We start from the raw sequence: 23,715 nt of genomic DNA on the forward strand, positions 1-23,715 counted from the left end.
TTCGTAATCACGGGACCGGCCATAGGATGCACACCCCTCATATGGTTCTACCCCCGCCAAGGAGCCTTCGTGTCCCAGCCTGAAATTCATGATCCGTTCGCCTTTGTTGGCCTGACGTACGACGACGTTTTGCTCCTCCCCGGGCACACCAACGTCATCCCGTCCGAAGCCGACACCAGCTCACGGGTATCCAAGCGGATCACGGTGCAAACACCGTTGCTCTCCGCCGCCATGGACACCGTGACAGAATCCCGCATGGCCATCGCCATGGCCCGCCAGGGTGGTTTGGGCGTGGTGCACCGCAACCTTTCCATCGAGCGCCAGGCCGAGGAAGTTGACCTGGTCAAGCGCAGCGAATCCGGCATGATCACCAACCCGGTCACCGTGGGCCCCGACGCAACACTGGCGGACCTTGATGAGCTGTGTGCCAGGTACCGTGTTTCGGGCCTGCCCGTGGTTGATGAAGGCGGCCGCCTGATCGGCATCGTGACCAACCGCGACACCGTTTTCATCCCCGAAAACGAGTACTCGCAGCGCCTTGTCCGCGACGTCATGACCCACATGCCGCTGATCACCGGCCGCGTCGGCATCAGCCGCGAGGAAGCTTCCCGCCTGCTGGGCAAGAACAAAATTGAAAAGCTCCCGCTCGTTGACGACGCCGGCGTTCTCCGCGGCCTCATCACCGTCAAGGACTTTTCCAAGGCCGAGCAGTACCCGCTGGCCACCAAGGACGACGGCGGCCGGCTGCGTGTCGGTGCCGCGATCGGCTTCTTCGGCGACGGGTTCGAACGCGCCATGACCCTGGTCGACGCCGGTGTCGACGCCTTGTTCGTTGACACCGCCAACGGTCACAGCCAGGGCGTACTGGAAATGATCGCCCGCCTCAAGAGTGAAAAAGCTGCAGCCCACGTTGACGTCATCGGTGGCCAGGCAGCAACGCGTGAAGGTGCCCAAGCTCTGATCGACGCAGGTTCTGATGGCATCAAGGTCGGTGTCGGCCCGGGCTCCATCTGCACCACCCGCGTCGTGGCCGGCGTTGGCGTACCGCAGATCACCGCCATCTACGAATCAGCCAAGGCTGCCATCCCGGCCGGTGTGCCGTTGATTGCCGACGGCGGTCTGCAGTACTCCGGCGACATCGGCAAGGCACTCGTTGCCGGTGCCGACACTGTCATGCTCGGTTCCTTGCTGGCCGGCACGGAGGAGTCCCCGGGCGACACCGTGTTCGTCAACGGCAAGCAGTTCAAGACCTACCGCGGCATGGGCTCACTGGGTGCCATGCAGTCGCGTGGCAAGAACAAGTCCTACTCCAAGGACCGCTACTTCCAAGCCGACGTCACAGGGGACGAGAAGCTCATCCCCGAAGGCATCGAGGGCCGCGTGGCCTACAGGGGTCCGCTCTCTTCCGTGGCGTACCAGCTCGTCGGTGGCCTGCGACAGACCATGTTCTACGTCGGCTCGCCGACCATTCCGGAGCTGAAGGCGCGCGGCAAGTTTGTGCGCATCACGGCAGCCGGTCTGAAGGAATCACACCCGCACGACATCCAGATGACGGTTGAGGCCCCGAACTACCTCAACAAATAACCCCACTAAAGTCCGACGGCGGTGACCCACCTTGGGAGGGTGGGTCACCGCCGTCGCACTTTAACTTAAGGGGGGAGCTAGGCCTCCAACGCGGCCTTGAATTTCGCCATGGCCTCGGCCGCGGGGAGGGCTTCCTCGGCGGGCCCGGAATCGGCGCCGCCGCCCAGCAGCCAGTCGCCGTTTTCGACGGCTGTCAGCCCGACCACGACGGTTTCCTGGCCGAGACGGATCCGACGGATGGCGGCTGTGGCGGGCAGGCCCTCTGCCGCGCCTGTCAGGTATTCATTGCACAGGTGCAGGCCCAGGACGAGCATTGCCGGGCCGGATTCAATCGGTTGGACCTCGTGCAGCCCGAAGTGGTTGATGCTCAGCAGGATGGCACCAACGTTGGAGCCGACAGCGAAGAGCACGTGGTTGCTGGTGGGGGTGGTCAGGGAGATTTCAAGCCACTCCTGGGCCTGTGACAGCACGGATCCAACTACGGCGCCCTTCTCCACGGGAACAATTTTCTCGCCCTGCGGCTCGGCGAGCCCGCGCGCCATCAGGGTGGTCAGCCCGGCGTTGTGCAGCAGCTGGTTGTCGGCATGCTGGTCAAGGCGCAGCAGGTCCCGTGTGACGGCGGCCGATTCCGTGGGTGTCATGGAGAGCAGGGCCAGAAGCTCGTGGTCGGTCATGCGCAGTTCAGTCTGGGTCATGGAACAAGCCTAGCGGCCAAGGGGCCCGGCTGAGCGTCAGCGAGGCGACAGTGAACTCATCCGTGGTGGGCAGCCCTCACCATGCGCGGATAGAATCGACGCATGCTTTCCCCCTATAACCCCGGCACCGAATATTCGCATTGGGACTCGGGGCTGTGGACCCGCGTCATGGCCGCGTCCGGCGTGCACAACCCGTTCACCGGGGCGCCCTTCACCGAGGCCATGCTGTCAGGGCTGGCCGGGGGGATCGGGTTCATGATCTTCACCTTCGAATACAAGGACACCACCACGGCGTCGGCCGTCACGCGCTTCCACCCCGGCCCCTACACGGAGAATCTGGTGCGCCGCAGCGGTGCCGCCATCAACATCCAGCAGACGGGCAGTGCAAGCCTGGCCCAGTCAAGGCTGGATGCTGCGCTGGAAAGCGGGGTGCCCGCCGTCGTGCGGGTTGTCAGGGGGAAGCTGCCTTGGGCTGCCGAGGATCCGGTGGCCGACATGGAATCGGTGGACGTCGCCGTGGTTTCCCGCGACGGCGAGGATTACCTGATGGACGACGGCGGAGGGCGGCTTGAGCGGATCAGTCCGGCCGCGCTGGCGCAGGCGCGCGGCTCACGCAAGGCGGACAAGCATTGGCAGGGGCATGTGGTCACTCGTGGCGGGGACCCGGTGTCCGGCGAGGAATTGGGCGCCGGCACAGTGCGCCAGGCAATGGCGGAGACGGTGCGGGAACTGCTGTCACAACAGTCGCCGCCGGGAATCCCGCCAGGGTACGCGAACAATTTTGGCATTTTGGGCATGCAGACCTGGGCCCAGCGGCTCACTGACGGGAAGTCCAAGCACGGCTGGTTGCGGATTTTCGCCGACCCGGAACGTGCGCGGATCGGGATGGACATGCTGCACGGGCTGCTGGCAGGAAAACGTTTCAGCGGGCCCGGCGCCCTGCGTCCGTTGTATGCGCGCTTCCTGGCGGAGGCGGCGCTGATAGGGGAGGGGTTCTCCGGTGTCCAACGTGCAGGACTGCAAGAAGCCGCTGCGCAATACCGGGCGTTAGGGGAGCACTGGGATGCGCTGACAGGATTGGTGGGTGCCGCCGCAGAGCCCGATTTTGTTGCGATGGCGTCCCGGGTGGAAGCCATCGCGGAGCTGGAAAGTCACGCCGCCAAAACTCTGGAAGCTGCACTCGCTACGCAATAAGGCCACCGCTTTCATGGCTCCGGTGCTCGCTGCGATAGGCTAGGGGACGTGACTTATGAGATTGAGATTGGCCGTGGAAAGCGTGGACGCCGCGCATACTCGTTGGATGAGATTGCGATTGTGCCCTCCCGGCGTACCCGTGATCCCCAGGACGTATCGGTGAAATGGCAGATCGACGCCTACCAGTTCGACATTCCCGTGTTGGGTGCACCGATGGACTCGGTGATGTCCCCCGAGACCGCGATCGCCCTCGGCAAGCTCGGCGGACTGGGTGTCGTGGACTTGGAAGGCCTGTGGACCAGGTACGAGGATCCGCAGCCGCAACTCGATGAGATAGCGCTGCTGCAGGCCTCCGTCATGGACCCCGAGACCACCGTGCGCCTGCAGAAGATCTACAGCGAACCCATCAAAGCGGAACTGATCACCGCACGCCTGGCCGAGATCCGCGCCGCGGGCGTGACTGTTGCCGGCTCCCTGACACCGCAGCGCACCCAGGAGTTCTACAAGACTGTTGTCGCAGCAGGCGTCGATATCTTCGTGATCCGCGGGACCACGGTGTCGGCCGAGCACGTCTCCAAATCGACTGAACCGCTGAACCTGAAGCAGTTCATCTACGAACTCGACGTCCCCGTCATCGTTGGCGGCGCGGCAGGCTACACACCGGCACTGCACCTGATGCGCACCGGCGCGGCAGGCGTCCTGGTCGGTTTCGGCGGCGGAGCCTCCACCACCACAGGCCGCGCGCTGGGCATCCGCTCACCCATGGCAAGCGCCATCTCCGACGTTGCTTCGGCACGCCGCGACTACATGGACGAATCAGGTGGACGCTACGTGCATGTCATCGCCGACGGCGGCATGGGCTCAAGCGGCGACATCGTCAAGGCCATTGCCATGGGCGCCGACGCCGTCATGCTCGGGGCTGCCCTGTCCCGCGCCGCCGAGGCCCCCGGCCAGGGTTGGCACTGGGGTGCGGAGGCGCACCACCAGGAACTCCCGCGCGGACACCGCGTGCACATGGGAACCGTTGGCACCCTGCAGGAGGTCCTCTACGGCCCCGCACACCAGGCTGACGGCGCCTCCAACCTGATCGGTGCACTGCGCCGCTCCATGGCAACCACCGGATACTCCGATTTGAAGGAATTCCAGCGGGTTGAGGTCATCGTTTCACCGTAGCGAAACGGTGTGAACATCAGCGCTTTCGGCGCCCCGGTCCCTGCGGATCGGGGCGCCGTGCGTTTAACCTGTATCCACCGATCCGGGCCGGGCTCGTGCCAGTTCCCGGTTTTTCGTGATTTTGTGATTTGGGGCAGGGGCGAGTGTTCGGCCTTGCTGCCGTTGGTGTTCCACGTTGGGGTTCCTGGGTTGCGCCGGTACTGGCTGGGTTGACGGGTTTTATGCTGCTCGTGGTGGCGAGTGGGTTGCGGTGTGGAGGTTCTCCCAAGCAGTTTGCCAGGGCCAGGATTCGGGTAGGTGGAGCCGTATTTTTCGGGCGCTGGAAGCGATCCGGGCGGGGACAATGATGAGTTTGGCCCGGATCGTGCCGGTCCTGGCCTTGGCGAAAGCCCCGCCGGCAAGGACCCCGGCAGCCCGGGTCAGGTTATGGGCCATCACCGCGGCAACGAGCCATGCCGAATTCGCCCCGAAATGCCCCGAGGGCAGGTGGGCCAGGGCGCTGTCTTTGAGGTCGGCATTGACCTGCTCGATAATGGCGTGGCGGCGGTGGGTCTTGTCGGCTGCGACCGTGTCCAGGTCCTTGGCATCAACGGTGGTGAAGAACGCGTGGAAGCGGTGCGTGTCAAAGAGGGTCGGCTGCCCCTCAACGGCTTTCGGGTTCAGTTCCGGGATGCGGCGCACCACCAGCCTGCCGGTGATTCTCTCATCCTTCGTCCGTGAGGAGAACGCAGTAAACGGCACTTCGGCGACTTCCGCGGCCGACACCCATGCCTCGGTGGCCTCGTCGAAGACGGCGTTCGTGTACTGGATCGGCACCCACGCAGAATCCGGGACCCCCGCGATGGCGCGTTTGACGGCGGGGTTCATGCTCACCGTGACCGAAACCTGCGCGCCACCGGCCAGGGCCGCGCTGACGGCGGGGTGGCCGTAGTAGGCCGAATCAAAACGACACAGCACCGGCCCTGCCACGCCAGTGCGTTTGAGGGTCCCCAACGACTCGGTGATGAATTTCTTGGCTCCACGGGCCGAATTCGCGGCTCCCTTGCGCAGGCGCTGACCGATGATCACCGGGGCGGTGTCCCTCGTGGAGGCGGTGGCGAGCAGGGCGTTGAGGCCACGGACCCCGGAATACCCGTACCCGGAACCCTGCTTCTGGTATCCGTGGACCTCCACGATGGTGTCGTCCACATCGACGAAGACAAAGTCCTCCCCGGACGGGGTCCCAAACAGCGGAGCCTTCCGGGCCAGGTTCACCAGGAGTCGGGAGGCGACCGCGTCGAGCTGGCGCACATGCCCGAACGTGAAGGAGCGCAGGAACGAACCCAACGTGGACGGGGCATAGCAACCCGTGAAGATCTTCTTCATCCCGCCGTGGCGCAACACCGCCATGTCATCAATGGAATCGGCCCCGGCAACCATGCCCGCGACCAGCGCGGCGACCTTCAACCCCGCATTCGCGCCCTTGTCCGTCGGCACGGACAACCACTCATCAGTTAGCTCGTGCAGTCCCGCGTCCTGGCCCAGGCGCATCACCGGCACCAACCCGGCCGGCGACACAAGATTCGCCTCGTCAAAGGAAACTGACATGGCCGCTGCGGTATGGGAAACTAGCATCTACGAGATGTCCTCTTCTGGGTAAGAAAATTTGACTGTGGTAAGCCAATTTTCCCCTAAAAGACGGACATTTCGTGCTTAAAACGCCGAGCAACCCCAAACCGGATCGGTGGATTCAGGTTTAACAGTCGTCGCGTCGAACCTCACCGCTGGGATAGTGACCCCGATTTGCGAAATACCTCAGAACGCACCACAGATTGCTTGAGAGTTCCCAATAATTAGCAGATCCAGAGTCGTGCCCCAGCACGTGGGGATAGACTGGGGCATGCAGCCGGCATTGGCACGCGGCCTCTTTATTCGCAGCCTTTAATCCCGCCGAAAGGTAACAATGACACTGGGTTCGCTGGAACGCTACGAAACAGAACTGACCAACCCGGGGTTGGTAATACTGGAAATGGTGGCGGAATCCAAGGAAGACGCGGCTGCCCAACTTGCCGCCAAACTATTCGAACAGGGCAGGGTCTCGGACCTTGAGGGCTTCCTTCGCGACGTCAACGCCCGCGAACACCAGATGGCCACCGGCCTGCCAGGCGGGGTCGGCCTGCCGCACGCCCGGAGCGAGTACGTGCAGGAAATTTCCATCGCCGTGGGCATCACGAAGTTCGACCACAGCCTTGACTTTGGTGCCGTGGATGGCCCCGCAACTGTCATTCTCCTAATCGGGACCCCGTCAACTTCCTTCTCGGCACACCTAGAAGTGCTGGCCACTCTGGCGCGTTCCCTATTCAAGGAGAACTTCCGCGAGTCGCTGCGCCGGGCGCACGACGCCGAGGTCATCGCCGAGCTGATCAACTCCAGTCTGGTCTTCTTCGACCACTAGTCCCCGCTCCCTCCCACCGCTCGCACGCTCGCAGCGGGTCCCTCGGGCGCGTGGGCCCAGCCACACCCTCCCACCGCTCGCACACTCCCACCGCTCGCACGCTCGCAGCGGGTCCCCCGGGCGCGTGGGCCCAGCCGCACCCTCCCACCGCTCGCACGCTCGCAGCGGGTCCCCCGGGCGCGTGGGCCCAGCCGCACCCTCCCACCTTCACTGGTGGGGCCGTCATCACTGCATTCGTTGTTCTACATGCTTACGAAGTACCGTTGAAGTGTGTTAAAAACTGCCATGAAGCCCAAATGGATCGCCGCGCTGGTCTTTGCGCTGGCTGTGTGCGCCGTTCTCGTCCTCTTGAGCCAGTGGCAGTTCTCCCGCTCACTTCAACGAGATGTGGCACCGCCTTCGGTCACCGAAAAGGTTCAGCCGCTGCTTGAAACGATCGAGCCGGGCAAACCCATGTTGGGAGACACCGAGGGGCAGCTTGTCACTGCTTCTGGCCATTTTGATGCGACCAAGCAGGTCCTGGTCCCGTCGCGTTTGCAAGACGGCAAGGTTGGTTACTGGGTCGTGACGGCGTTCGTGGTGGACGGTGCAGTTCCCCCCGCAGGCGTTGCGGCCACCCGGGAAGTGGTGATCCCGGTGGCCCGCGGATGGGCCCCGACCCCCGACAATCCGCCTGCTGCGCCCGTTGGAACCGTGAAAATTGATGGCAGGCTGTTGAACTCCGAAGGCCCTGAGCTGAAGAAGGACCTGCCTGCCGGTCAGGTTGACGCAGTATCATCGGCTGAACTGACCAACATCTGGTCTGTCACCACCTACTCCGCCTTCGTCATTTCCTACAGCGAAACCCTTGACGGCCACGCAGTTGGCGCCTCGACCCAGGCCGGGGCGCTGGTGCCGATTACCGTGACAGCCACCGACCAGAACAGCAAGGTCAACTGGCTGAACATTTTCTACTCCATTGAGTGGGCCGTGTTCGCCGGATTTGCAGTATTCCTGTGGTGGCGTCTGGTGGCTGACGACTACCGCCGCGACCAGGATGAACTCTTTGACATCGATAACGACGACGAAGTGGACGACTGACGCCCCACCACAGCCCGCACGGGCTGACCTACTATGAACAGGCTGCCTTCGTTGAGCAGTCTGACGCCATGCAGAGATTGAGGAGAGCCGGCACAGTGACCGAGCACCAGAACACAGGACAAGCCGCCCCCGGGAACGGCAACGCCGCCGGGGCAACACCCAAGCCCGCAGCCAAGGCACCCAAGCGCCGTTTTGGCGGAACCCCGGCACAGATCCTTACCGCCCTAAAGTTCTACAAGGTGCTCGCATATGCCACGGGAACAATGCTGTTGCTGCTTGTCGTTGAACTCGTCCTGCGCTACGGATTCCAGAGTGTCCTGATCGCCGGAGGCACCGACACCGCAGGCGCCAGCCACGGCCTGGGCCTGGTCAGCATTGACGGTGGCGTCATGCCTGTCACAGGCGGGCTGAACCTGTCCACCATGGTCCTGATTGTGCACGGCTGGATGTACGTCGTCTACCTCATCGCGGACTTCCGCCTGTGGACCCTGATGCGCTGGCCTTTCGGCAAGCTGGTCCTGATCGCCCTGGGTGGCGTTGTCCCGTTCCTTTCCTTCATCGTTGAGGGCAAGGTGCACAAGGAAGTAGTGGCCGAGGTCGCCGCGAATCCCAAGGCCGGGAAGCGGTACTGATCAGCCACCCCTGAATTTACGGGCCAGACAAGGCCCTGCAGTGACTCAAAAAACGCCCTTCATTGAAGGGCGTTTTTTGAGTCACTGGTCACTGAAAGAGCAGGGCCGGGACCCGGTGGCTGCCGTGTGGGTTAAGATTGAAGAGTGACTAATCCCGCTAAGGCCCAGACTTCCCAGAAGCCCGTCCTGGTTGTGGACTACGGTGCCCAGTACGCCCAGTTGATTGCGCGCCGCGTGCGTGAGGCCAATGTGTACTCGGAAATCGTGCCGCATACCTATACAACTGCGCAGTTGCTGGCTAAAAACCCAGCTGCCATCATCCTCTCCGGTGGACCCTCGAGTGTCTACGCGGAAGGCGCACCCAATGTTGGTGCAGACCTTTTTGAAGCCGGCATCCCGGTCCTCGGCATTTGCTATGGCTTCCAGGCCATGGCCGCAGCCCTGGGCGGAACCGTTGCTGAAACCGGCCTGCGCGAATACGGGGCAACCCAGGTGCAGATCCTCGGCGAAAGCCGATCCATCCTCAGCTCAACCGGCCAGGACCAAACCACCTGGATGAGCCACGGTGACAGCGTGCAGAAGGCCCCCGAGGGGTTCGACGTACTTGCTTCCTCCGCGGGCGCTCCGGTTGCCGCGTTCGCCAACGAGGAGAAGTGCCTCTTCGGTGTCCAGTGGCACCCCGAGGTCAAGCACTCCGAATTCGGCCAGAAGGTGCTTGAGAACTTCCTGTTCGACGGCGCAAAGCTGGAAAAGAACTGGACCGCAACGTCGATCCTTGACGAGCAGGTTGACCGCATCAAGGCCCAGATTGGCGACGCAAAGGTTATTTGCGGCCTCTCCGGCGGCGTTGACTCCGCCGTTGCCGCTGCCCTGGTGCAGCGTGCAGTGGGCGACCAGCTCACGTGCGTGTTCGTCAACCACGGCCTGCTCCGTCAGGGCGAGGCCGAGCAGGTTGAGCTCGACTTCGTGGCCTCCACGGGCGCCAAGCTGTACGTTGCCAACGAGCAGGACCGCTTCCTGAACGCCCTCGCCGGTGTTTCCGATCCGGAGACCAAGCGCAAGATCATTGGCCGCGAATTCATCCGCGCCTTCGAGGAAGCAGAGCGCGCCATCATGGCCGAGGCTGCTTCCGAGGGTGAAGAGATCAAGTTCCTGGTCCAGGGGACCCTGTACCCGGACGTTGTGGAATCCGGCGGCGGTGAAGGCGCAGCCAACATCAAGAGCCACCACAACGTTGGCGGACTGCCCGAGGACCTGCGCTTCGAGCTCGTCGAGCCGTTGCGTGCGTTGTTCAAGGACGAAGTCCGTGCAGTTGGCGCCGAGTTGGGCCTGCCTGCCGAGATCGTCGGCCGCCAGCCGTTCCCCGGCCCAGGCCTGGGCATCCGCATCGTCGGTGAAATCACCGGCGAACGCCTGGAGCTTCTGCGCAAGGCAGACGCCATTGCCCGTGCCGAACTGACAGCAGCCGGCCTGGACAACGAAGTATGGCAGATGCCGGTTGTTCTGCTTGCAGACGTCCGCAGCGTTGGCGTCATGGGCGACGGCCGCACCTACGGCCACCCGATCGTCCTTCGTCCGGTGTCCTCCGAGGACGCCATGACGGCCGACTGGTCACGCCTGCCGTACGACCTGCTGGCAAAGATCTCAAACCGAATCACCAATGAGGTGGAAGGTGTAAACCGGGTTGTCCTGGACGTCACGTCCAAGCCACCGGGAACCATTGAGTGGGAGTAATTCCCGCCGGACTACTGGGGAGCAGCAAATATAGCCGAATTTCTGGCTTTATTTGGTGCTCCCCAGTGTGCCGAACAGGCAATAAAAGGCTGGGGACGATAGCCTAAATTGCATGTCAGTATGGTCAAGACCGTTTCGCTCAAATGCAGAGAAGAAGGCACCCGTGTCCGAAGTCGCAGGTCCCAAGGAGAGTTCATTGGAGCTCCAAACCTGGCTTGCTGGATTGGATTCCTATTCCGGCGCTGACACGGCGCTGGCCTTCGTCAGGACCGCGCACGGCAGCATCGCCCTCACACATGCACACCCGTCGGGCCTCGCCCAGCTTCTGGCAGGCCGCAAGACGCGCCTGTCCACGCTGGTCCGCGAGCCCGAACACTACGCGGGCGCCAAGCGGGCCGCCGCAGCGCTGCGTGCCAAAATCTTTGAACTGAGCACCGACCGCGGGATCGACGTCGGATACCTCGCCGCCGGGATGGCCCGGTGGACCCCTGGCGCGGAAGAAGGCGCGTCGGAGATTTGCGCGCCCGTGCTGCTGGCCGCCGTCGCACTTACCGTCCGCCAGGGCCAGGATGACTACGAACTCCAGCTGATGGAGCAGGCCCAGGTGAACCCAGCCCTGGTCAAGCACCTGGCCCGGCACACGAACATCCACCTTGACGCCGGGGCGCTTGGACGCCTGGCCTACAGCACCGCACGCTTTGACCCGGCCCCCGTCCTTGACCGCGTCCGCACCCTCCTTGCGCCCATTCCCGGGGCCACGGTGGAACACGAACTTGTGGTCTCCACCTTTGCGTTCCTTGCCGACAACCTTAGCGATCCCGCACTGTCGGCCGGCAGCGACCTGCTCGAGAGGCTGCAGGCCCACAGCGGCGACGACGTCCTTCCTGTTGAGATTGAACCCGACCGTTCCCGCTTCACCGCGCTTGATGACCGCCGGCCTGAAGATGAAATCCTGGTGCTCGACGCCGACCCGCAGCAGCAGTACGTGCTTGACATGATCCGCAGTGGCGAATCGGTGCTGGTTTCAACACCCCCCGGCACGGGTCAGACCCAGACCGCGATCAACGCCGTCGCCCAGCTGGTTCACGACGGCAAGAGCGTCCTTGTGGTCGGTGAACGGCGGGGCACCCTGAACGAATTTGCTCAGATCCTCGCCGACCACGACCTGGATTCCCTGCTCCTGCAGCTCAGCGCCCAAACCGGGCCGCAGCAGATCAAGTCACAGCTGATCCGTGCCATCACACGCAACGAAAAAGCCGTTGAACCGGCGCTTGGCAGCCTGCACGAAACGCTTGTTAACCACCGCCACCAGCTGGTTGACCACGTGGCCAGCCTGCACAATGTGCGTGACCGTTGGGGTTGCTCCCCCTACCAGGCCATGCAGTCGCTGGCCGAGTTGACCTCGATCCACCCGGCCCCGTCCACCACGGTGCGCCTGAAGCGCAGCGTGCTTGACAGCATCAAGGATCGCAAGGAACTGACCGTCCGTCTGCGCCGCGCAGCGGAGCTGGGTGCGTTCAGCCAAGTTGCTGTGAGCAGTGCCTGGCACGGGGCCCGCATGGTCACGCGCAAGGAAACCGAATCGGCCTACGCACTGGCCCAGCAGCTGAACGAAAACGTCCCTGACTTTGCCGTGAAGATGCGTGAGGTGGCTGAATTTGGCCAAATCAGCCAGGGTAATTCCTTTGCGCAGTGGGGGCGCCAGCTGAACATGCTGGTGGCGATCCGCGAGAGCCTTGATAAGTTCAATGCCGATATTTTCGACTGGTCAACCGACGAGATGATCGCGGCAACGGCCACCGCAGCCTGGCGCCGGGAGCGCGGCATCGAGATGCCCGCCCTGCAGCGTGCACGTTTCCGCCGCAACGCCAAGGACCTTGTCCGCCCCGGCGTGCACATCGCCGATCTGCACGCCTCGCTGTTGCTCGTCAATGAGCAAAGCGCCCTGTGGGCCGAGGCTGCCACGAGCAAGCGCCACCCGACAGTGCCCGCGGGTCTGGCCGAGCTGAGCCGCACCTACTTGAGCCTGCGGGAGAAGCTGCTGACGCTCGGGAGCGTCCTGGAGCGCACAGTTGACGGCGGGGACCTGCTGAACTTCAACGCCGGTGAGCTCGCCGGCCGCCTGGAAGCCCTCGTCGCCTCCAAGGAATCCCTCGAGACGCTGCCCGAGCGCACCCTGCTGCTGGAAGGCATGCGCGAGCAGGGCCTTGGCGAACTTCTTGACGATTTGGCCCGCCGCGAGGTGCCCGCCGCACATGTCGGCGCCGAGCTCGAGCTGGCCTGGTGGCAGTCTGCGCTTGAGGCCATGATCAGCGGGGATGAATACCTTGCCATGTCCGACGGCGAAAACCTGCGCCGCTTGGAAGCCGAGTTCCGCCTGGCCGATCAGGCACACGTTGCCTCCTGCCCGGGTCGGATCCGCTGGGGCCTTGCCCAGCAGTGGGCCGAGGCGCTGGCCGGTCGCGACCGCCAGGGCGAGATGCTGCGCAATGTGTTGAAGGACGGCCGGGTTTCCCTTGCCGCGCTGGCCACCCAGGCGCCTGACCTGTTGCGTAACCTTGCACCTGTCTTTGTGCTGAGCCCGCTCGTGGTGCCCTCGGCGATTCCGGCAGGCTATCGTTTTGACGCCGTCGTGATTCTCGACGCCGAGTCCACGTCCCTGCAGTCGGCGCTGCCGGCGCTGGCCCGTGCCGAGCAGGTGGTCGCCTTCGGCGATGAGCAGACCGCCTGCCCCAAGAGTTTCTCCGTCGCCGTGAGTGCGCCCGACACCCGTGGCGCCGGCCAGCATCCCCTGGAGAGCGTGTTTGGTGCGCTGTCGCGGGTGTTCCCGCGCCACCGCCTGACGGTTTCCTACCGTGCAGTGGATGAGGACCTGGTCCGCCAGCTCAGCACAGGATTCTACGACTCCCAGCTGGAGCGCCTGCCCGACGGCCGCGCCGTGACAGGCGTGGACCGTGCCATCACCGTGGATTACCTGCCCGACGGCAAGGGCCTTCCCGGCGTTGGCGACAGCGGGGTGGAATCGGTGGTCGCCGAGGTCAACCGCGTTGTTGACCTGGTCTTTGAACACGCACGGGTCCACCCGCGCGAGTCCTTGGCCATCATCACCGCCAGCGAACGCCATGCTGTGAGGGTTGCGCAGGCCATCCGCCTGCACATGGCCAACCACCCGCTGCTGGCCGAGTTCTTTGCCTCAGGCCCGGAATCATTCAGGGTTGTCACAGTTGACAGGGCTGCCGGACTGGTCCGGGACAGGGTCATCTTCTCGCTCGGCTACGGCCGCACGCCGCACGGGCGTGCCCTGCACGGCTTCGGCTCATTGTCAGAGCCCGACGGCCGGGCCAAGTTCGCACTTGCCATGACCCGCGCCCGGACGCACATCCACATCGTCACCTGCTTCCGCCCGGAGGATCTGGACGGAAGTCGGTTGAGCTTTGGTGCCATTGACTTCTTCGAGCTGCTTGACCGTGAAATGGCCGGGAACTCGTTGCTGGGCACCCCAGCAACGCGTGCCCAGGACAGTGAACGTGAAACGGGCGAAGACCCCCTCGTGGCTGACCTTGCCGACAGGCTCCGGGCCCGCGGTGCGCGTGTCTGGCATCATTACGACGGCGCCCTGGACTTGGCGGCTGCACCGGATCCCATGCAGTTGCTGGGCCGTGATGACCACGAAATCCCTGTCCCCGTGGCCGTTGAATCCGATGGCACGGCCAAGTACCAGAACATGAGCGTGCGTGAACGCAGCAGGCTGCGACCCCAAATGCTCGAACGCCTCGGCTGGCGCTATGTGTCGCTGTGGACCATCGAGGTCTTCACCGACCCCTCCAGCTGCGCCGACCAGCTTGGCCGATACCTTGGGCTTGCCTCAACGGCAGGTGAAGTTGACCTGAGGTCGCTGCTGGGCACACCGCCTGAAACCTCCATGACGGCCGTGATTGATTCACCGCGCTCACGGCGCCGCACCAGCGGAACCGACGCGGAAGCTGAACCCGCCACCGTCGGCACCGGGGCAGAGCCTTCCGCCGAGGCTGATGCGGAGGAGCCTGCCACGGCTGACAGCGAGCCGACGGCCGCAAAAGTAGTTGAAGAAAGTGAAGCACCCATGAAAGAGCAAGAAGAAGCCACCAGCGGCGGGCAGACACCCGGGCCGGTGGTTGCCGAAGCGGCTGACAAGCACGTGGCATCATCCGCGGACTCGGATGTGCTGCCCAAGGTGGCCCCGCACGACGCCGACCACACATGGGGGGATGCACCCTCAGACACCGGCCATGATGCATGGCTGCGCGAGAACAAGCCTCCTCACTGGGGATAAGGACCAAGGATCACAATGGCCACTCCGCCAAAAATTCCCGGGCTGGGTGCCTTCGTTGACAAGGACCCCAAGTCGCCGAAACCTGTTGCACCACCATTGGTGCTGACAGCCTCACGGCTCCTTGTGGCAGCTGCCATCGTGCAGGTCATCGCGTCGGTGATGGCAGTGATCTATGCGGCCTCGCCCGATCGTCTGGCGGGCATCCAGGCGCAGATCGACACCATGAGCGGTAACGTGCCGAGCCTGGATGCGATGCGCAACATCGGCATCCTGACAGTGGTGCTCGCTGGCATAGCCACCGTGACGGCCTATTTGCTGTTCGCCTTCTTCCTGCACAAGGGCCGGTCCTGGGCCAGGACCGCTACTGGAATCCTGGCGCTTCTGACAGTGCTGCAGCTGGTGGGAATCAGCTTCCCCACGGGCTGGACCACAGTGGTGCAGATTGTCTTGGGCGCACTGGCCTTTGGCTTGTGCCATTTGCCGGTCCCCAAGGCCTACTTCGCGGCCATGAAGGCCGCACGAAGCTGAGACATGCGCTGATGTGCGCCGAATACCTGGGCTGTGCCGCCCGTAGGATTTAACCGCTGTGGGGCGGCATTGGTCCGGTCAGTTCAGCAGGATCAGGAACACCTTTCCTCGGCTGATGGCACCGGCAAGCTGCACAGCCTGGACGGCCGAAGCGGCGACGACAAGGATTCCCTCATTTTCCTGCGCGGGGAACAGTCCGCCGCCCGACTGGGTCAGCGCAGGCGTCCAGAGAACGGGAACATTTTCGGCGAGCACCTCATTGTTAACAGGGCCGTCGAGCCCGGCGCCGCTGCTCAGGACCACGGTGACGAGCTGCCCCTGGCGCAACAATGCGAGGGTGGCGGGGTCGCTCAAACGGATGGGCACCGCCTGGCTTCCGGCAGGCGCCCCCGTCAGCAGACCGGCGCCAAGAAGAGATGCATCCGTGAGGACCTCGTGGCGTCGGACAGGCCCTGAGGTTTGACTTCCTGCCCATGCTGCAGGCGACCCGGATTCCGGCAGTAACGCGCCGTCGGGCACCATGCGCGGGCTGACATTCGCCGGTGCGAGGTCCCCGGCACCGAGGACGTGGCCAGCGGGAAGGTCCCGTGCGGCGACCATCACCGTTGTGGTGGCAGGGCCGCCGGGCGTGAGCTGTTGGACGGCAAGGGCGGCGGCAAGGCACAAAAGCAATGCAGCGGCCAGGCGCCTGCGCCGGGCAATCAGCCGGCCAAGGCGTTCAAGGGGCGGGGGTCGTGACGCGCGCCCGGACCACGGCTGGGATTGCCAGGCCGGTCCGGGATAGGCGGATTGCCCCGGGGCAGTGCGTGCGGGCTTCATGGGACAACGCTAGGTCAGCCGCGGGCACGGCGAAAGCGGCATCCAGCGGATCGTGGACAGCCGCCATCCCCGCTGTGCCTGTGGGGGAATCAACTCGGCACGGCGAGTCAGGCCACGCCGCAGGTCCTAAGGATCGTCACAGATCCTGCCGGACCGAAAGGGGGGTGGATCAGCTGGCCGCGCCGGCCGTGGCCGGGGCACTGGCGGCGGCCGGGACACTGGCGGCGGGAGCTGACGCCGTCGAACCCGCGCCGGAGGCAGTGGCCGCGGCGGGGACCGAGCTTGAGGTGGAGCGTGAATCGGTGCGGTAGAAGCCTGAACCCTTGAACACCACGCCCACCGAGTTGAACTTCTTGCGCAATGCGCCCCGGCATTCGGGGCAGACAGTCAGGGAGTCATCGCTAAACGACTGCTGGATGTCAAAGGCATGGCCGCAGTCTTTGCAGGCATAAGCGTACGTTGGCACTGATTTTCCTCCTGGATACATGCGTCGAGACCTTGTGATCACCAGTCGCGTGGCTGGCCGTCCATGGTCCCAGCCACCAATTCTACCATCGGTATGGTAAACACCCCGGGGTGCCCCTGCATTCCCGCCTCTATCCAAGCGCCCGCCAACCGCCGGGGGTCAGCGCAAAACCAACATCGGCGTCGAAGGAATCGCGGGGCAGTTGGCCTGCGGGGAAGACCTCGCCTTCATGCACGACGGCGGCAAGCGGCACGGTTTGGCCGTCCGCCCCGGCGGGGATGCCCGCGAGGAACCTGTCGTAATAGCCGCCGCCCTGCCCAAGTCGCACGCCGGATGCATCGACGGCCAGTGCCGGGACAAGGATTGCCCGCACGGAGGCCAGTGATCCGAAGGACAGCCGCGGCCCCACCGGTTCCATGACAGGGGCGAACCCGCTGCGGGCCATCTTGATCCCGGGTTGCCAGCGGGTCCAGGCCAGTTGAAAGTCCGGTTCGCACACGGGTACATAGACGGCGAACCCTGCAGTCGCCAGGGACTCCAGCAGCGGTCCCGTGGACGGCTCGCCGCCCATGGATATATAGGTGCAGACGCTGGGCCCGGCCGGGTCGCCCATGACGTGGGGAGCGGCGGACGAATCGTCGTCCGTGGCTGGGGCGGCCGTGTTGGCATGGCCGCTGTCCGGATGGCTGTCATGACCGCCGTCCGGAACGCCAATCGCCTCCAGCCATTCAAGTCCGACGCTGGCAAGGCGGGCCCCTGAATCCGTTGGCTGCATCCGGCGCCTCTCGGCCCGCAGCCGAGCGCGCCACTGGGTCTTGCCTACGGGGATCATGGGATTCCTGTCAAGGGGTTGGATAAGTTGCTTAACTTACAATATCGGAGGTTTTATGCGTCGTTCGGTTACTCTAGTGGCATGACTTCTGCACAGCACGTACGCAAAGCGGTTATTCCCGCAGCCGGTTTGGGAACGCGATTCCTACCCGCAACCAAGGCGATGCCCAAGGAAATGTTGCCGGTTGTTGACAAGCCCGCCATTCAATATGTTGTTCAGGAAGCCGTCAGTGCCGGCCTGACCGACGTCCTCATGATCACCGGGCGTAACAAGCGCGCCCTTGAAGACCACTTTGACCGTGTCCCCGTCACGGAACAACTGCTGGAGGAAAAGGGCGACTCCGGCCGCCTCGCCGCAGTGCAGCACGCCACCGACCTGGGCGAAATCCACTACGTCCGACAGGGAGATCCCAAGGGCCTGGGCCACGCAGTGTTGCGTGCCAAGACCCACGTGGGCCACGAACCCTTCGCCGTCTTGCTCGGCGATGACCTGATTGATGAGCGCGACGAACTGCTCACCACCATGATCGCCGTGCAAGAGCGCACCGGAGGTTCCGTGGTGGCCCTGATCGAGGTTCCGCAGGACAAAATTTCCGCCTATGGCTGTGCCGACATGACCGTCATCGAGGGCGAGGACTACGTCCGCGTCAACCAACTGGTGGAGAAGCCCTCGGTGGAGGAAGCACCGTCGAACCTGGCTGTCATTGGCCGCTACGTGCTGCACCCGGCCGTGTTCGAGGTCCTCGAAAACACCCCTCCGGGACGGGGCAACGAAATTCAGCTCACGGATGCGCTGCAAACCCTGGCCACGATGGAAGGCGAAGGCGGCGGCGTATACGGCGTTGTTTTCTCCGGCCGCCGCTATGACACAGGGGACAAGCTCAGCTACCTCAAAGCAGTTGTCACCTTGGCCTGCGAGAACGAAGAGCTGGGTGCTGATCTGCGCCAGTGGCTGGGCGAGTTCACAGCGGACCTGCAAGGATAATCACGTGTTGGGGCAGGCCATCTGGCCGGTGACCTTGGAATGCGGCGACTTGATCCTGCGCCCCGTCAAGCTCCGCGACAAGGCGGAGTGGACGCGGGTGCGGACCCGCAATGCCGCATGGCTTGAGCCGTGGGAGGCCAGCAACCCTGCCGGTCAGGTCGAGCTGCCAACTTATTCTGGGATGGTGCGCGTGCTGAACCGGCAGGCCCGCGAGGCGACGGCACTGCCGTTCATCATTACCGAAAGGGTGGCGAACCAGCCCAAGCCGGTGATTGTGGGCCAGTTGACGGTGTCCTCGATCATGTGGGGCTCGGCCATGTCAGCCACCCTTGGCTATTGGGTGGACCAGGGACGGGCCGGCCGCGGAATTGTGCCGACTGCCGTTGCCATGGCCACCGACCACTGCTTCCTGCAATTGGGCCTGCACAGGATGGAAATCAACATCCGCCCGGAGAACACGGCCAGCCTGCGCGTGGTGGAGAAGCTGGGCTTCCGCGATGAAGGCCTGCGCCCGAGATACCTGCACATCAACGGGGAGTGGGCCGACCACCGCAGCTTCGCCCTGACCTCGGAGGAAGTTCCGGACGGCGTTTTGAAACGGTGGCTGGAACACCGGTAGCCGGCTGCAGCGGCAGGCTGGCGGATCCGGCGTCGTCCCTTGATGGCGAAATATTTCCTAGGCGGCGACACACCGGCAGTAATGCCGGACGGGACCCCTTTCCCCTTTAGGGTTGAAATGTGGCCGGACGAAATGCCAATCCACCAGAATCAGCAGCTGCAGGAGACGTCAATGGAAAGCATTACTTCCGACGCCCACGCCCACGTGGAGCCGGGACCTTCTACGGCCATGCCCTCGGCAGCTGGAAAGCCGTTGAAAATACGCTGGGGCAGGACATTTTTCGCCCTCATCGGACTCCTTGCCCTGCTCGCTGCCGGCATCACCGGCGCGCTCAGTGTCTTCTCCGTGGGCTCTGCCGCCGTGGCCTGGACATCGCTTTCCGTCTTCGTCGTGGTGATTGTTGCGCTGCGCACCATGGCTGTGCGCGACAGGAACGCCCGCCGTGCATCCCGTCGTGCTGCAGGCACGACGGCGCCCGCAGCTGTGGAGAAATCGGCTCCCCGCGCAGTGGAATTGCGGGAGACGGCGCTCTTTGACCGCGCCGAGGGCGCCGAACCGGCCCCCGTCCAGAAGCCGCTGACCGCTGAAGAGCTGCGGGCTGCAGCACTGCGCGTTGCGGCCAAGGGGACGGCCGATGCGAAGTTGGCGCACACCCAGACGCTGGCCGAGGGTGAGCTTGACATTGAAACGTGGGAGCCCGTTGAGGTCCCGGTTCCGGGCTACGTGACAGCAGCACGTGCACTGAGCCTGGAGAAGCCCATCAGGCTTCCCGAGATTCCGAAGTCCGCAGGAACGTCCATCAAGGCGGACCAAGCGGGCGTTGGTGTTGGCGGATCGGAAAGCATCACGGCCGTGCCCGACACCGGTGTGGTTCAGGACGAGAAGGCAGCCAGGCAGGATCGGAACGCTGTTCCGGCTGCCGAACGTGGGAGCTTTGCGTTGAACAACCTCGACGACGTCCTGCAGCGCCGCCGCGCATAGAACTTTCACAAAGCGCCGGGCGTGCGGTCCCACAAGGGACCCGCCCGGTTTTTTCATGCTCGGAGTCCGTGGTTCTCCGTCGTGGGCAGGGCGTAGTCTGGGCACCATGGTGTTGATTGCAGTTGCCGGCGGGACAGGTACGGCCGGGCGTGCGGCGGTCGAACAGGCCGTGGCCAGTGGTTGTGCGGTGCGGTCCCTGAGCCGGCACCTCCCCGCCGAGGGGGATCGTGTTGGCGGTGCCGACTATGCCCAAGCGGACTTCCGGACCGGCCAGGGCGTTGCCGCCGGACTTGCGGGCGTGGATGCGCTTATTGAAACCCTTGATGCCAGGTCAGGGGCGCCACTGCGCGCGCTGCCGGTCACCTCGGTTGCAGTGCTGGCCGCGGCGGCCCGGGCAGGTGTTTCCCGCTGCGTTTTGCTGACAATCGTCAGGGCGGCGGAATGTTCCATGGGCTACTATCAGGTCCAGGGGGCGCGGGCACTCAGCTATGAAAGTGCAGCAATTCCGACCACCGTCGTCTATGCCACGCAATTTCACAACTTGGTGGCAGGTATCTTCGCCGCCGGGGGGAAGGTGGGTGTAGTCCCTGTGCTCAGGGGAGTGTCCTTCCAGCCAATTTCGACGTCGGACGTGGCCAGCGTGCTTGTTCAGGAAGCGTTGGCTGGCGGTGACGAACACCGGAAGGTTGTGATTGGAGGGCCCGAAATCAAGACGATGAAGGAGTTGGCGCAGGAATGGCAGTCTGCCACCGGCAGCAAGGCCGTTGTCACAGGGTTGCCGTTTCCGGGATCGTTCGGGGCCTTCCTGCGGGCAGGAAAGAACCTTGTCCCTGAGCACGCAATCGGGCGTCTCGGCTTCGGTGAGTGGCTCCGGGCTAGACCGTGAAAATCTGCAAAATCGGGCACGGCGACACGCAACCACATTTCTTGGAATTTGGGATCGTACGGGTTTAGTGTGGAAATGTCGGTGCAGGCAGTCGTGCAGGCACGGACTTGGGGCTATGGCGCAGTTGGTAGCGCGCTTCGTTCGCATCGAAGAGGCCAGGGGTTCGAATCCCCTTAGCTCCACTTCAATACCCCTCTGAGCTGCGGGAACCCGCAGGGTTGGAGGGGTTTTTGTTTGCCCAAAAATGGCCTAACGACACGGAAACGACACGCTTTGAGATCAAACGGGGCCTATCATTCCGGGGCCGAAGGGATCGTTTCCTCGCTGGGCCAGTCCAGTGCTGCCGTTAGTTTCTCGACGTCGGGCAGCCCTGCACGTTCCGTGGCAGGCAGTGAGTCATAGGTGTAGGAGGCGACTACCAAGGGGGATACAACCCGGCCCAAGCTGTAGCGGACGGTGTGGTCATTCTTGTCTCCGCAGATCAGGATGCCCACGGTATCGGCATGGGCTTCCCGTCGTAGTCTGTCGTCGACCAAGGTGACATAGAAGTTGAGTTGTCCGGCGTGCTCAGGCTGGAATTTCCCGGTCCTTAGTTCGATGACGATGTAGCGCAATTGCTCGACGTGAAAGAAGAGTAGAACGCTGTAGAAATCGTCTCCCCCGACATCGAAGTGGACTTGCCAACCGACGAAGGTGAAGCCCAGCCCCAGTTCCCTGAGGGTGCCGACGATGCGGTCCATGAGTGCCTGCTCGAGGTCCGGTCGGCAACCTCCCTGGAGAGTGGCAAATACGGCTTTAGGGTACAGGCGGTCCGGGTAGGTGGTGTGAATTCTCGTGACATCGTAGACAACTAATCTCAGTACTTCGGCGACAACCGATCTCAACTCTTTGTACACAGCGGGGCTGGGGCATTCGACGACGGTCCCGTCTGTGACCGAGGTTCTGTAGGGGTACTTCTTGAACATCCACAGACTCGAGCCTGCGGGCCCGTACACGGCACCGACGTATTTGAGGCAGATGAAGCCGTCGAGTCAGCGCACTTTGGCCAAGTATTCCCGACACTCTTCCTCGGAGCAGAACCGGGTCTGGAACTGCATGAAGAATGTGGCATTGGGGTAACGCGCGTCCGCTCGTGGACCGCTTGCGGTCATTATGAGGAAACGGAACTAGCTGTCGTGCCCGGAGTCGTGGGGCTTCCACCTGTTAACAGGTGGTTGGGGACCTTGTTTCTTGGCATCCTGCCTCGGATTTCCAACAATTCCCGGGCGTGTGCGCGCAGGCGCTTATCCTCGTCGGATGCCGGAATCCAGTGCTGAACGGGCATCGAGTTGCCTGCTTCATCGCGTGCCACCATCACGGTCAGGCAGTAGGTGGTCAGGCTCATCTCACGTTCTCTGGGATCTCCAGACCTTACGTGGACGGCAATGTGCATGCCTTTCGTTCCCGTGTAGATCAGCCGGGCCTCCACTTCCACCACGTGGCCGATCAGCAGCGGTCGGTAGAACCTCACGCCTCCGGAAAACACCGCCACGGTGTTCTTCCCGCAGTAACGTGAGGCGCACACATAGGCGGCTTCGTCGATCCACTTCATGACGATGCCTCCGTGGACCTTGCCGCCCCAGTTCACGTCGGTGGGGGCGGCCATGAATCGCAGGACTACGCGCTCGGCCGTTCCCGCATCGGTGTATTCCTGGGCCTTCATGGCCGCCACGATCTCTTCCCGTACTTTGATTCGGGCAAGCGCATCATCGCGGTGTTCAATTTCCATTGGCGTGGTTGGCTCAACCGGGGGCACCTGGATAGGTTTGCCGCCCGCACCCACGGCAACGAAGATGACCATGCAATCGCTGCGCATCGTCGGGATGCCGCCTTTTGGATCACCCGACGAGACGACGGTGCGGATGTGCATCGATGACCGTCCGGTGTGGACGATAGTGGCCTCCACTTCCACCATGTCCCCGCTATTTACGGGATCGGCAAAGCGGATGTTGCCCACATAAGCTGTCACACAATAGGACTTGGACCAGCCTACGGCGGCTGCGTAGGCTGCCTTGTCTACCCACTCCATGACTGTGCCAGCATCCACGGAGCCGCTGTGTCCGACGTCCATGGGGGCGGCAAGGAACCGAAGGGTCACCGAATTGGCGGCAGTCTCACTCATGAGACGAGTCTATTGAAGTGGCAGGCCGTTCGAATTCGGTGAGGTCTCATACGTTGTTCCGCCCGTCATAATCGCCACACCTCGTGTTGGATAGGTCGATCGATACGGAGGGGCGCGCAAAGAACGACCAAAGGCCGCGTAGATCAACGGATGAGAGAGTGTTTCTGAGGGACCTCGGGTAGAGGAAAGATTGCTGCATCCAACAAGATGGAGAGTCCAAGGGGCCGAGTGCTCCTATAGCTGCGATGAGGGGCAATGCTGTAAAAAACTCCGCTTGCTTCAAGGGCTTTTTTCGGGTCTGGCATTGCGTCAGGTGGGTCGCTGGGTTAGCCTCCAATGCCTGAGTAGGCCACGGCTTGATAGGTTCCTTGATGCATCGGAACCCCTAAGATCCGATGGCTCACGTGCGATGCAGAGATCTGCGGGCTGTTTGCTTTTGTCTGTTTGGCTGACTTAGTGTGTGGAGATGGCAGAGAAGCCGTCTCAGAACCAGAGCCCCAGCGAGGGCCGCCACGTCGTTGACCCGGTTACGCAGCTGGAATTACTTGTGCCTCCGGGCATCAGGACTCCTGACGATTTAATTCCTCAGAGATGAGGGCCC

The 23,715-nt window shown here is 63.4% G+C and carries 20 protein-coding genes and 1 tRNA gene; 14 read left to right on the forward strand and 7 right to left on the reverse strand.

Annotated features, from left to right (window positions below):
- The first annotated feature begins 69 nt into the window (after window positions 1–69).
- Window positions 70–1,584, forward strand: a complete 1,515-nt coding sequence (guaB, locus tag AAGW05_RS15410) for an IMP dehydrogenase (RefSeq protein ID WP_411805440.1) — start codon at window positions 70–72, stop codon at window positions 1,582–1,584.
- Between the two features lie 77 nt (window positions 1,585–1,661).
- Here guaB and AAGW05_RS15415 read toward each other — a convergent pair whose 3' ends face one another.
- Window positions 1,662–2,279: a hypothetical protein gene (locus AAGW05_RS15415; RefSeq protein ID WP_411805441.1), complete on the reverse strand. Its 618-nt coding sequence runs from the start codon at window positions 2,277–2,279 to the stop codon at window positions 1,662–1,664.
- Between the two features lie 102 nt (window positions 2,280–2,381).
- Here AAGW05_RS15415 and AAGW05_RS15420 point away from each other — a divergent pair, with 102 nt between their 5' ends.
- Window positions 2,382–3,473 (forward strand): BtrH N-terminal domain-containing protein, encoded by a 1,092-nt coding sequence (locus tag AAGW05_RS15420; RefSeq protein WP_411805442.1) that lies wholly within the window; start codon window positions 2,382–2,384, stop codon window positions 3,471–3,473.
- A 48-nt stretch (window positions 3,474–3,521) separates the two neighbouring features.
- A complete protein-coding gene (locus AAGW05_RS15425) occupies window positions 3,522–4,646 on the forward strand; it encodes a GuaB3 family IMP dehydrogenase-related protein (protein WP_411805443.1) in 1,125 nt (374 codons plus the stop codon).
- Between the two features lie 219 nt (window positions 4,647–4,865).
- On the opposite strand, the gene AAGW05_RS15430 is transcribed toward AAGW05_RS15425, so the two are convergent.
- Entirely contained in the window at window positions 4,866–6,260 is a 1,395-nt protein-coding gene (locus AAGW05_RS15430) for an IS1380 family transposase (protein ID WP_411805444.1), read from the reverse strand.
- A gap of 328 nt (window positions 6,261–6,588) precedes the next feature.
- Between AAGW05_RS15430 and AAGW05_RS15435 the strand changes: the two genes are divergently transcribed.
- The 6 genes from AAGW05_RS15435 to AAGW05_RS15460 all read left to right on the forward strand — a co-directional run bounded on the left by AAGW05_RS15435 (window position 6,589) and on the right by AAGW05_RS15460 (window position 15,366).
- Window positions 6,589–7,080, forward strand: coding sequence for a PTS sugar transporter subunit IIA (locus AAGW05_RS15435; protein ID WP_411805445.1), 492 nt, complete (start codon window positions 6,589–6,591; stop codon window positions 7,078–7,080).
- 285 nt (window positions 7,081–7,365) lie between these two features.
- Window positions 7,366–8,160 (forward strand): SURF1 family protein, encoded by a 795-nt coding sequence (locus tag AAGW05_RS15440; protein WP_411805446.1) that lies wholly within the window; start codon window positions 7,366–7,368, stop codon window positions 8,158–8,160.
- Window positions 8,161–8,372: 212 nt separating this feature from the next.
- A complete protein-coding gene (locus AAGW05_RS15445) occupies window positions 8,373–8,792 on the forward strand; it encodes a DUF3817 domain-containing protein (RefSeq protein ID WP_411805460.1) in 420 nt (139 codons plus the stop codon).
- Between the two features lie 144 nt (window positions 8,793–8,936).
- Window positions 8,937–10,526, forward strand: a complete 1,590-nt coding sequence (gene guaA / locus AAGW05_RS15450) for a glutamine-hydrolyzing GMP synthase (protein ID WP_411805447.1) — start codon at window positions 8,937–8,939, stop codon at window positions 10,524–10,526.
- Between the two features lie 112 nt (window positions 10,527–10,638).
- Window positions 10,639–14,838 (forward strand): DUF4011 domain-containing protein, encoded by a 4,200-nt coding sequence (locus AAGW05_RS15455; RefSeq protein WP_411805448.1) that lies wholly within the window; start codon window positions 10,639–10,641, stop codon window positions 14,836–14,838.
- Between the two features lie 15 nt (window positions 14,839–14,853).
- Window positions 14,854–15,366, forward strand: coding sequence for a hypothetical protein (locus AAGW05_RS15460; protein ID WP_411805449.1), 513 nt, complete (start codon window positions 14,854–14,856; stop codon window positions 15,364–15,366).
- Window positions 15,367–15,444: 78 nt separating this feature from the next.
- On the opposite strand, the gene AAGW05_RS15465 is transcribed toward AAGW05_RS15460, so the two are convergent.
- From AAGW05_RS15465 to AAGW05_RS15475, 3 genes are all read right to left on the reverse strand, one after another.
- On the reverse strand, window positions 15,445–16,185 hold the full coding sequence (locus AAGW05_RS15465) for an SAF domain-containing protein (RefSeq protein ID WP_411805450.1): 741 nt from the start codon (window positions 16,183–16,185) through the stop codon (window positions 15,445–15,447).
- Window positions 16,186–16,354: 169 nt separating this feature from the next.
- Entirely contained in the window at window positions 16,355–16,651 is a 297-nt protein-coding gene (locus tag AAGW05_RS15470; RefSeq protein WP_411805451.1) for an FmdB family zinc ribbon protein, read from the reverse strand.
- A gap of 130 nt (window positions 16,652–16,781) precedes the next feature.
- Window positions 16,782–17,483 carry a 5-formyltetrahydrofolate cyclo-ligase gene (locus tag AAGW05_RS15475; RefSeq protein ID WP_411805452.1) on the reverse strand — a complete coding sequence of 234 codons (702 nt, stop codon included), beginning with the start codon at window positions 17,481–17,483 and terminating at the stop codon, window positions 16,782–16,784.
- A gap of 81 nt (window positions 17,484–17,564) precedes the next feature.
- Here AAGW05_RS15475 and galU point away from each other — a divergent pair, with 81 nt between their 5' ends.
- From galU to AAGW05_RS15500, 5 genes are all read left to right on the forward strand, one after another.
- The gene (galU, locus tag AAGW05_RS15480) at window positions 17,565–18,467 is read left to right on the forward strand and encodes a UTP--glucose-1-phosphate uridylyltransferase GalU (RefSeq protein WP_411805453.1); all 903 of its coding nucleotides are present in this window, start codon (window positions 17,565–17,567) and stop codon (window positions 18,465–18,467) included.
- Between the two features lie 4 nt (window positions 18,468–18,471).
- Window positions 18,472–19,086: a GNAT family N-acetyltransferase gene (locus AAGW05_RS15485; RefSeq protein WP_411805454.1), complete on the forward strand. Its 615-nt coding sequence runs from the start codon at window positions 18,472–18,474 to the stop codon at window positions 19,084–19,086.
- 171 nt (window positions 19,087–19,257) lie between these two features.
- Entirely contained in the window at window positions 19,258–20,067 is an 810-nt protein-coding gene (locus tag AAGW05_RS15490) for a hypothetical protein (RefSeq protein ID WP_411805455.1), read from the forward strand.
- A gap of 106 nt (window positions 20,068–20,173) precedes the next feature.
- Window positions 20,174–20,953, forward strand: a complete 780-nt coding sequence (locus tag AAGW05_RS15495; protein ID WP_411805456.1) for an SDR family oxidoreductase — start codon at window positions 20,174–20,176, stop codon at window positions 20,951–20,953.
- Window positions 20,954–21,062: 109 nt separating this feature from the next.
- A tRNA-Ala gene (locus AAGW05_RS15500) sits at window positions 21,063–21,135 on the forward strand.
- A 111-nt stretch (window positions 21,136–21,246) separates the two neighbouring features.
- Here the strand turns inward: AAGW05_RS15500 and AAGW05_RS15505 are convergent.
- Together AAGW05_RS15505 and AAGW05_RS15510 are read right to left on the reverse strand one after the other, a co-directional pair.
- Entirely contained in the window at window positions 21,247–21,918 is a 672-nt protein-coding gene (locus tag AAGW05_RS15505; RefSeq protein ID WP_411805457.1) for a PDDEXK nuclease domain-containing protein, read from the reverse strand.
- A gap of 185 nt (window positions 21,919–22,103) precedes the next feature.
- Window positions 22,104–23,114: an acyl-CoA thioesterase gene (locus AAGW05_RS15510; protein WP_411805458.1), complete on the reverse strand. Its 1,011-nt coding sequence runs from the start codon at window positions 23,112–23,114 to the stop codon at window positions 22,104–22,106.
- Window positions 23,115–23,715 lie beyond the last annotated feature (601 nt).

It is taken from the genome of Arthrobacter sp. LAPM80 (genome assembly GCF_046736435.1).
Taxonomy (GTDB): Bacteria; Actinomycetota; Actinomycetes; order Actinomycetales; family Micrococcaceae; genus Specibacter.

What these genes read in the sequence shown, in the direction of transcription:
- AAGW05_RS15435 (WP_411805445.1), top strand. Translation starts at nt 6,589, where the DNA reads ATGACACTGGGTTCGCTGGAACGCTACGAAACAGAACTGACCAACCCG.
- AAGW05_RS15430 (WP_411805444.1), bottom strand. Translation starts at nt 6,260, where the DNA reads ATGCTAGTTTCCCATACCGCAGCGGCCATGTCAGTTTCCTTTGACGAG.
- AAGW05_RS15440 (WP_411805446.1), top strand. Translation starts at nt 7,366, where the DNA reads ATGAAGCCCAAATGGATCGCCGCGCTGGTCTTTGCGCTGGCTGTGTGC.
- AAGW05_RS15505 (WP_411805457.1), bottom strand. Translation starts at nt 21,918, where the DNA reads ATGTTCAAGAAGTACCCCTACAGAACCTCGGTCACAGACGGGACCGTC.
- AAGW05_RS15460 (WP_411805449.1), top strand. Translation starts at nt 14,854, where the DNA reads ATGGCCACTCCGCCAAAAATTCCCGGGCTGGGTGCCTTCGTTGACAAG.
- AAGW05_RS15495 (WP_411805456.1), top strand. Translation starts at nt 20,174, where the DNA reads ATGGTGTTGATTGCAGTTGCCGGCGGGACAGGTACGGCCGGGCGTGCG.
- galU (WP_411805453.1), top strand. Translation starts at nt 17,565, where the DNA reads ATGACTTCTGCACAGCACGTACGCAAAGCGGTTATTCCCGCAGCCGGT.
- AAGW05_RS15420 (WP_411805442.1), top strand. Translation starts at nt 2,382, where the DNA reads ATGCTTTCCCCCTATAACCCCGGCACCGAATATTCGCATTGGGACTCG.
- AAGW05_RS15510 (WP_411805458.1), bottom strand. Translation starts at nt 23,114, where the DNA reads ATGAGTGAGACTGCCGCCAATTCGGTGACCCTTCGGTTCCTTGCCGCC.
- AAGW05_RS15465 (WP_411805450.1), bottom strand. Translation starts at nt 16,185, where the DNA reads ATGAAGCCCGCACGCACTGCCCCGGGGCAATCCGCCTATCCCGGACCG.
- AAGW05_RS15455 (WP_411805448.1), top strand. Translation starts at nt 10,639, where the DNA reads ATGTCAGTATGGTCAAGACCGTTTCGCTCAAATGCAGAGAAGAAGGCA.
- AAGW05_RS15415 (WP_411805441.1), bottom strand. Translation starts at nt 2,279, where the DNA reads ATGACCCAGACTGAACTGCGCATGACCGACCACGAGCTTCTGGCCCTG.
- AAGW05_RS15475 (WP_411805452.1), bottom strand. Translation starts at nt 17,483, where the DNA reads ATGATCCCCGTAGGCAAGACCCAGTGGCGCGCTCGGCTGCGGGCCGAG.
- AAGW05_RS15490 (WP_411805455.1), top strand. Translation starts at nt 19,258, where the DNA reads ATGGAAAGCATTACTTCCGACGCCCACGCCCACGTGGAGCCGGGACCT.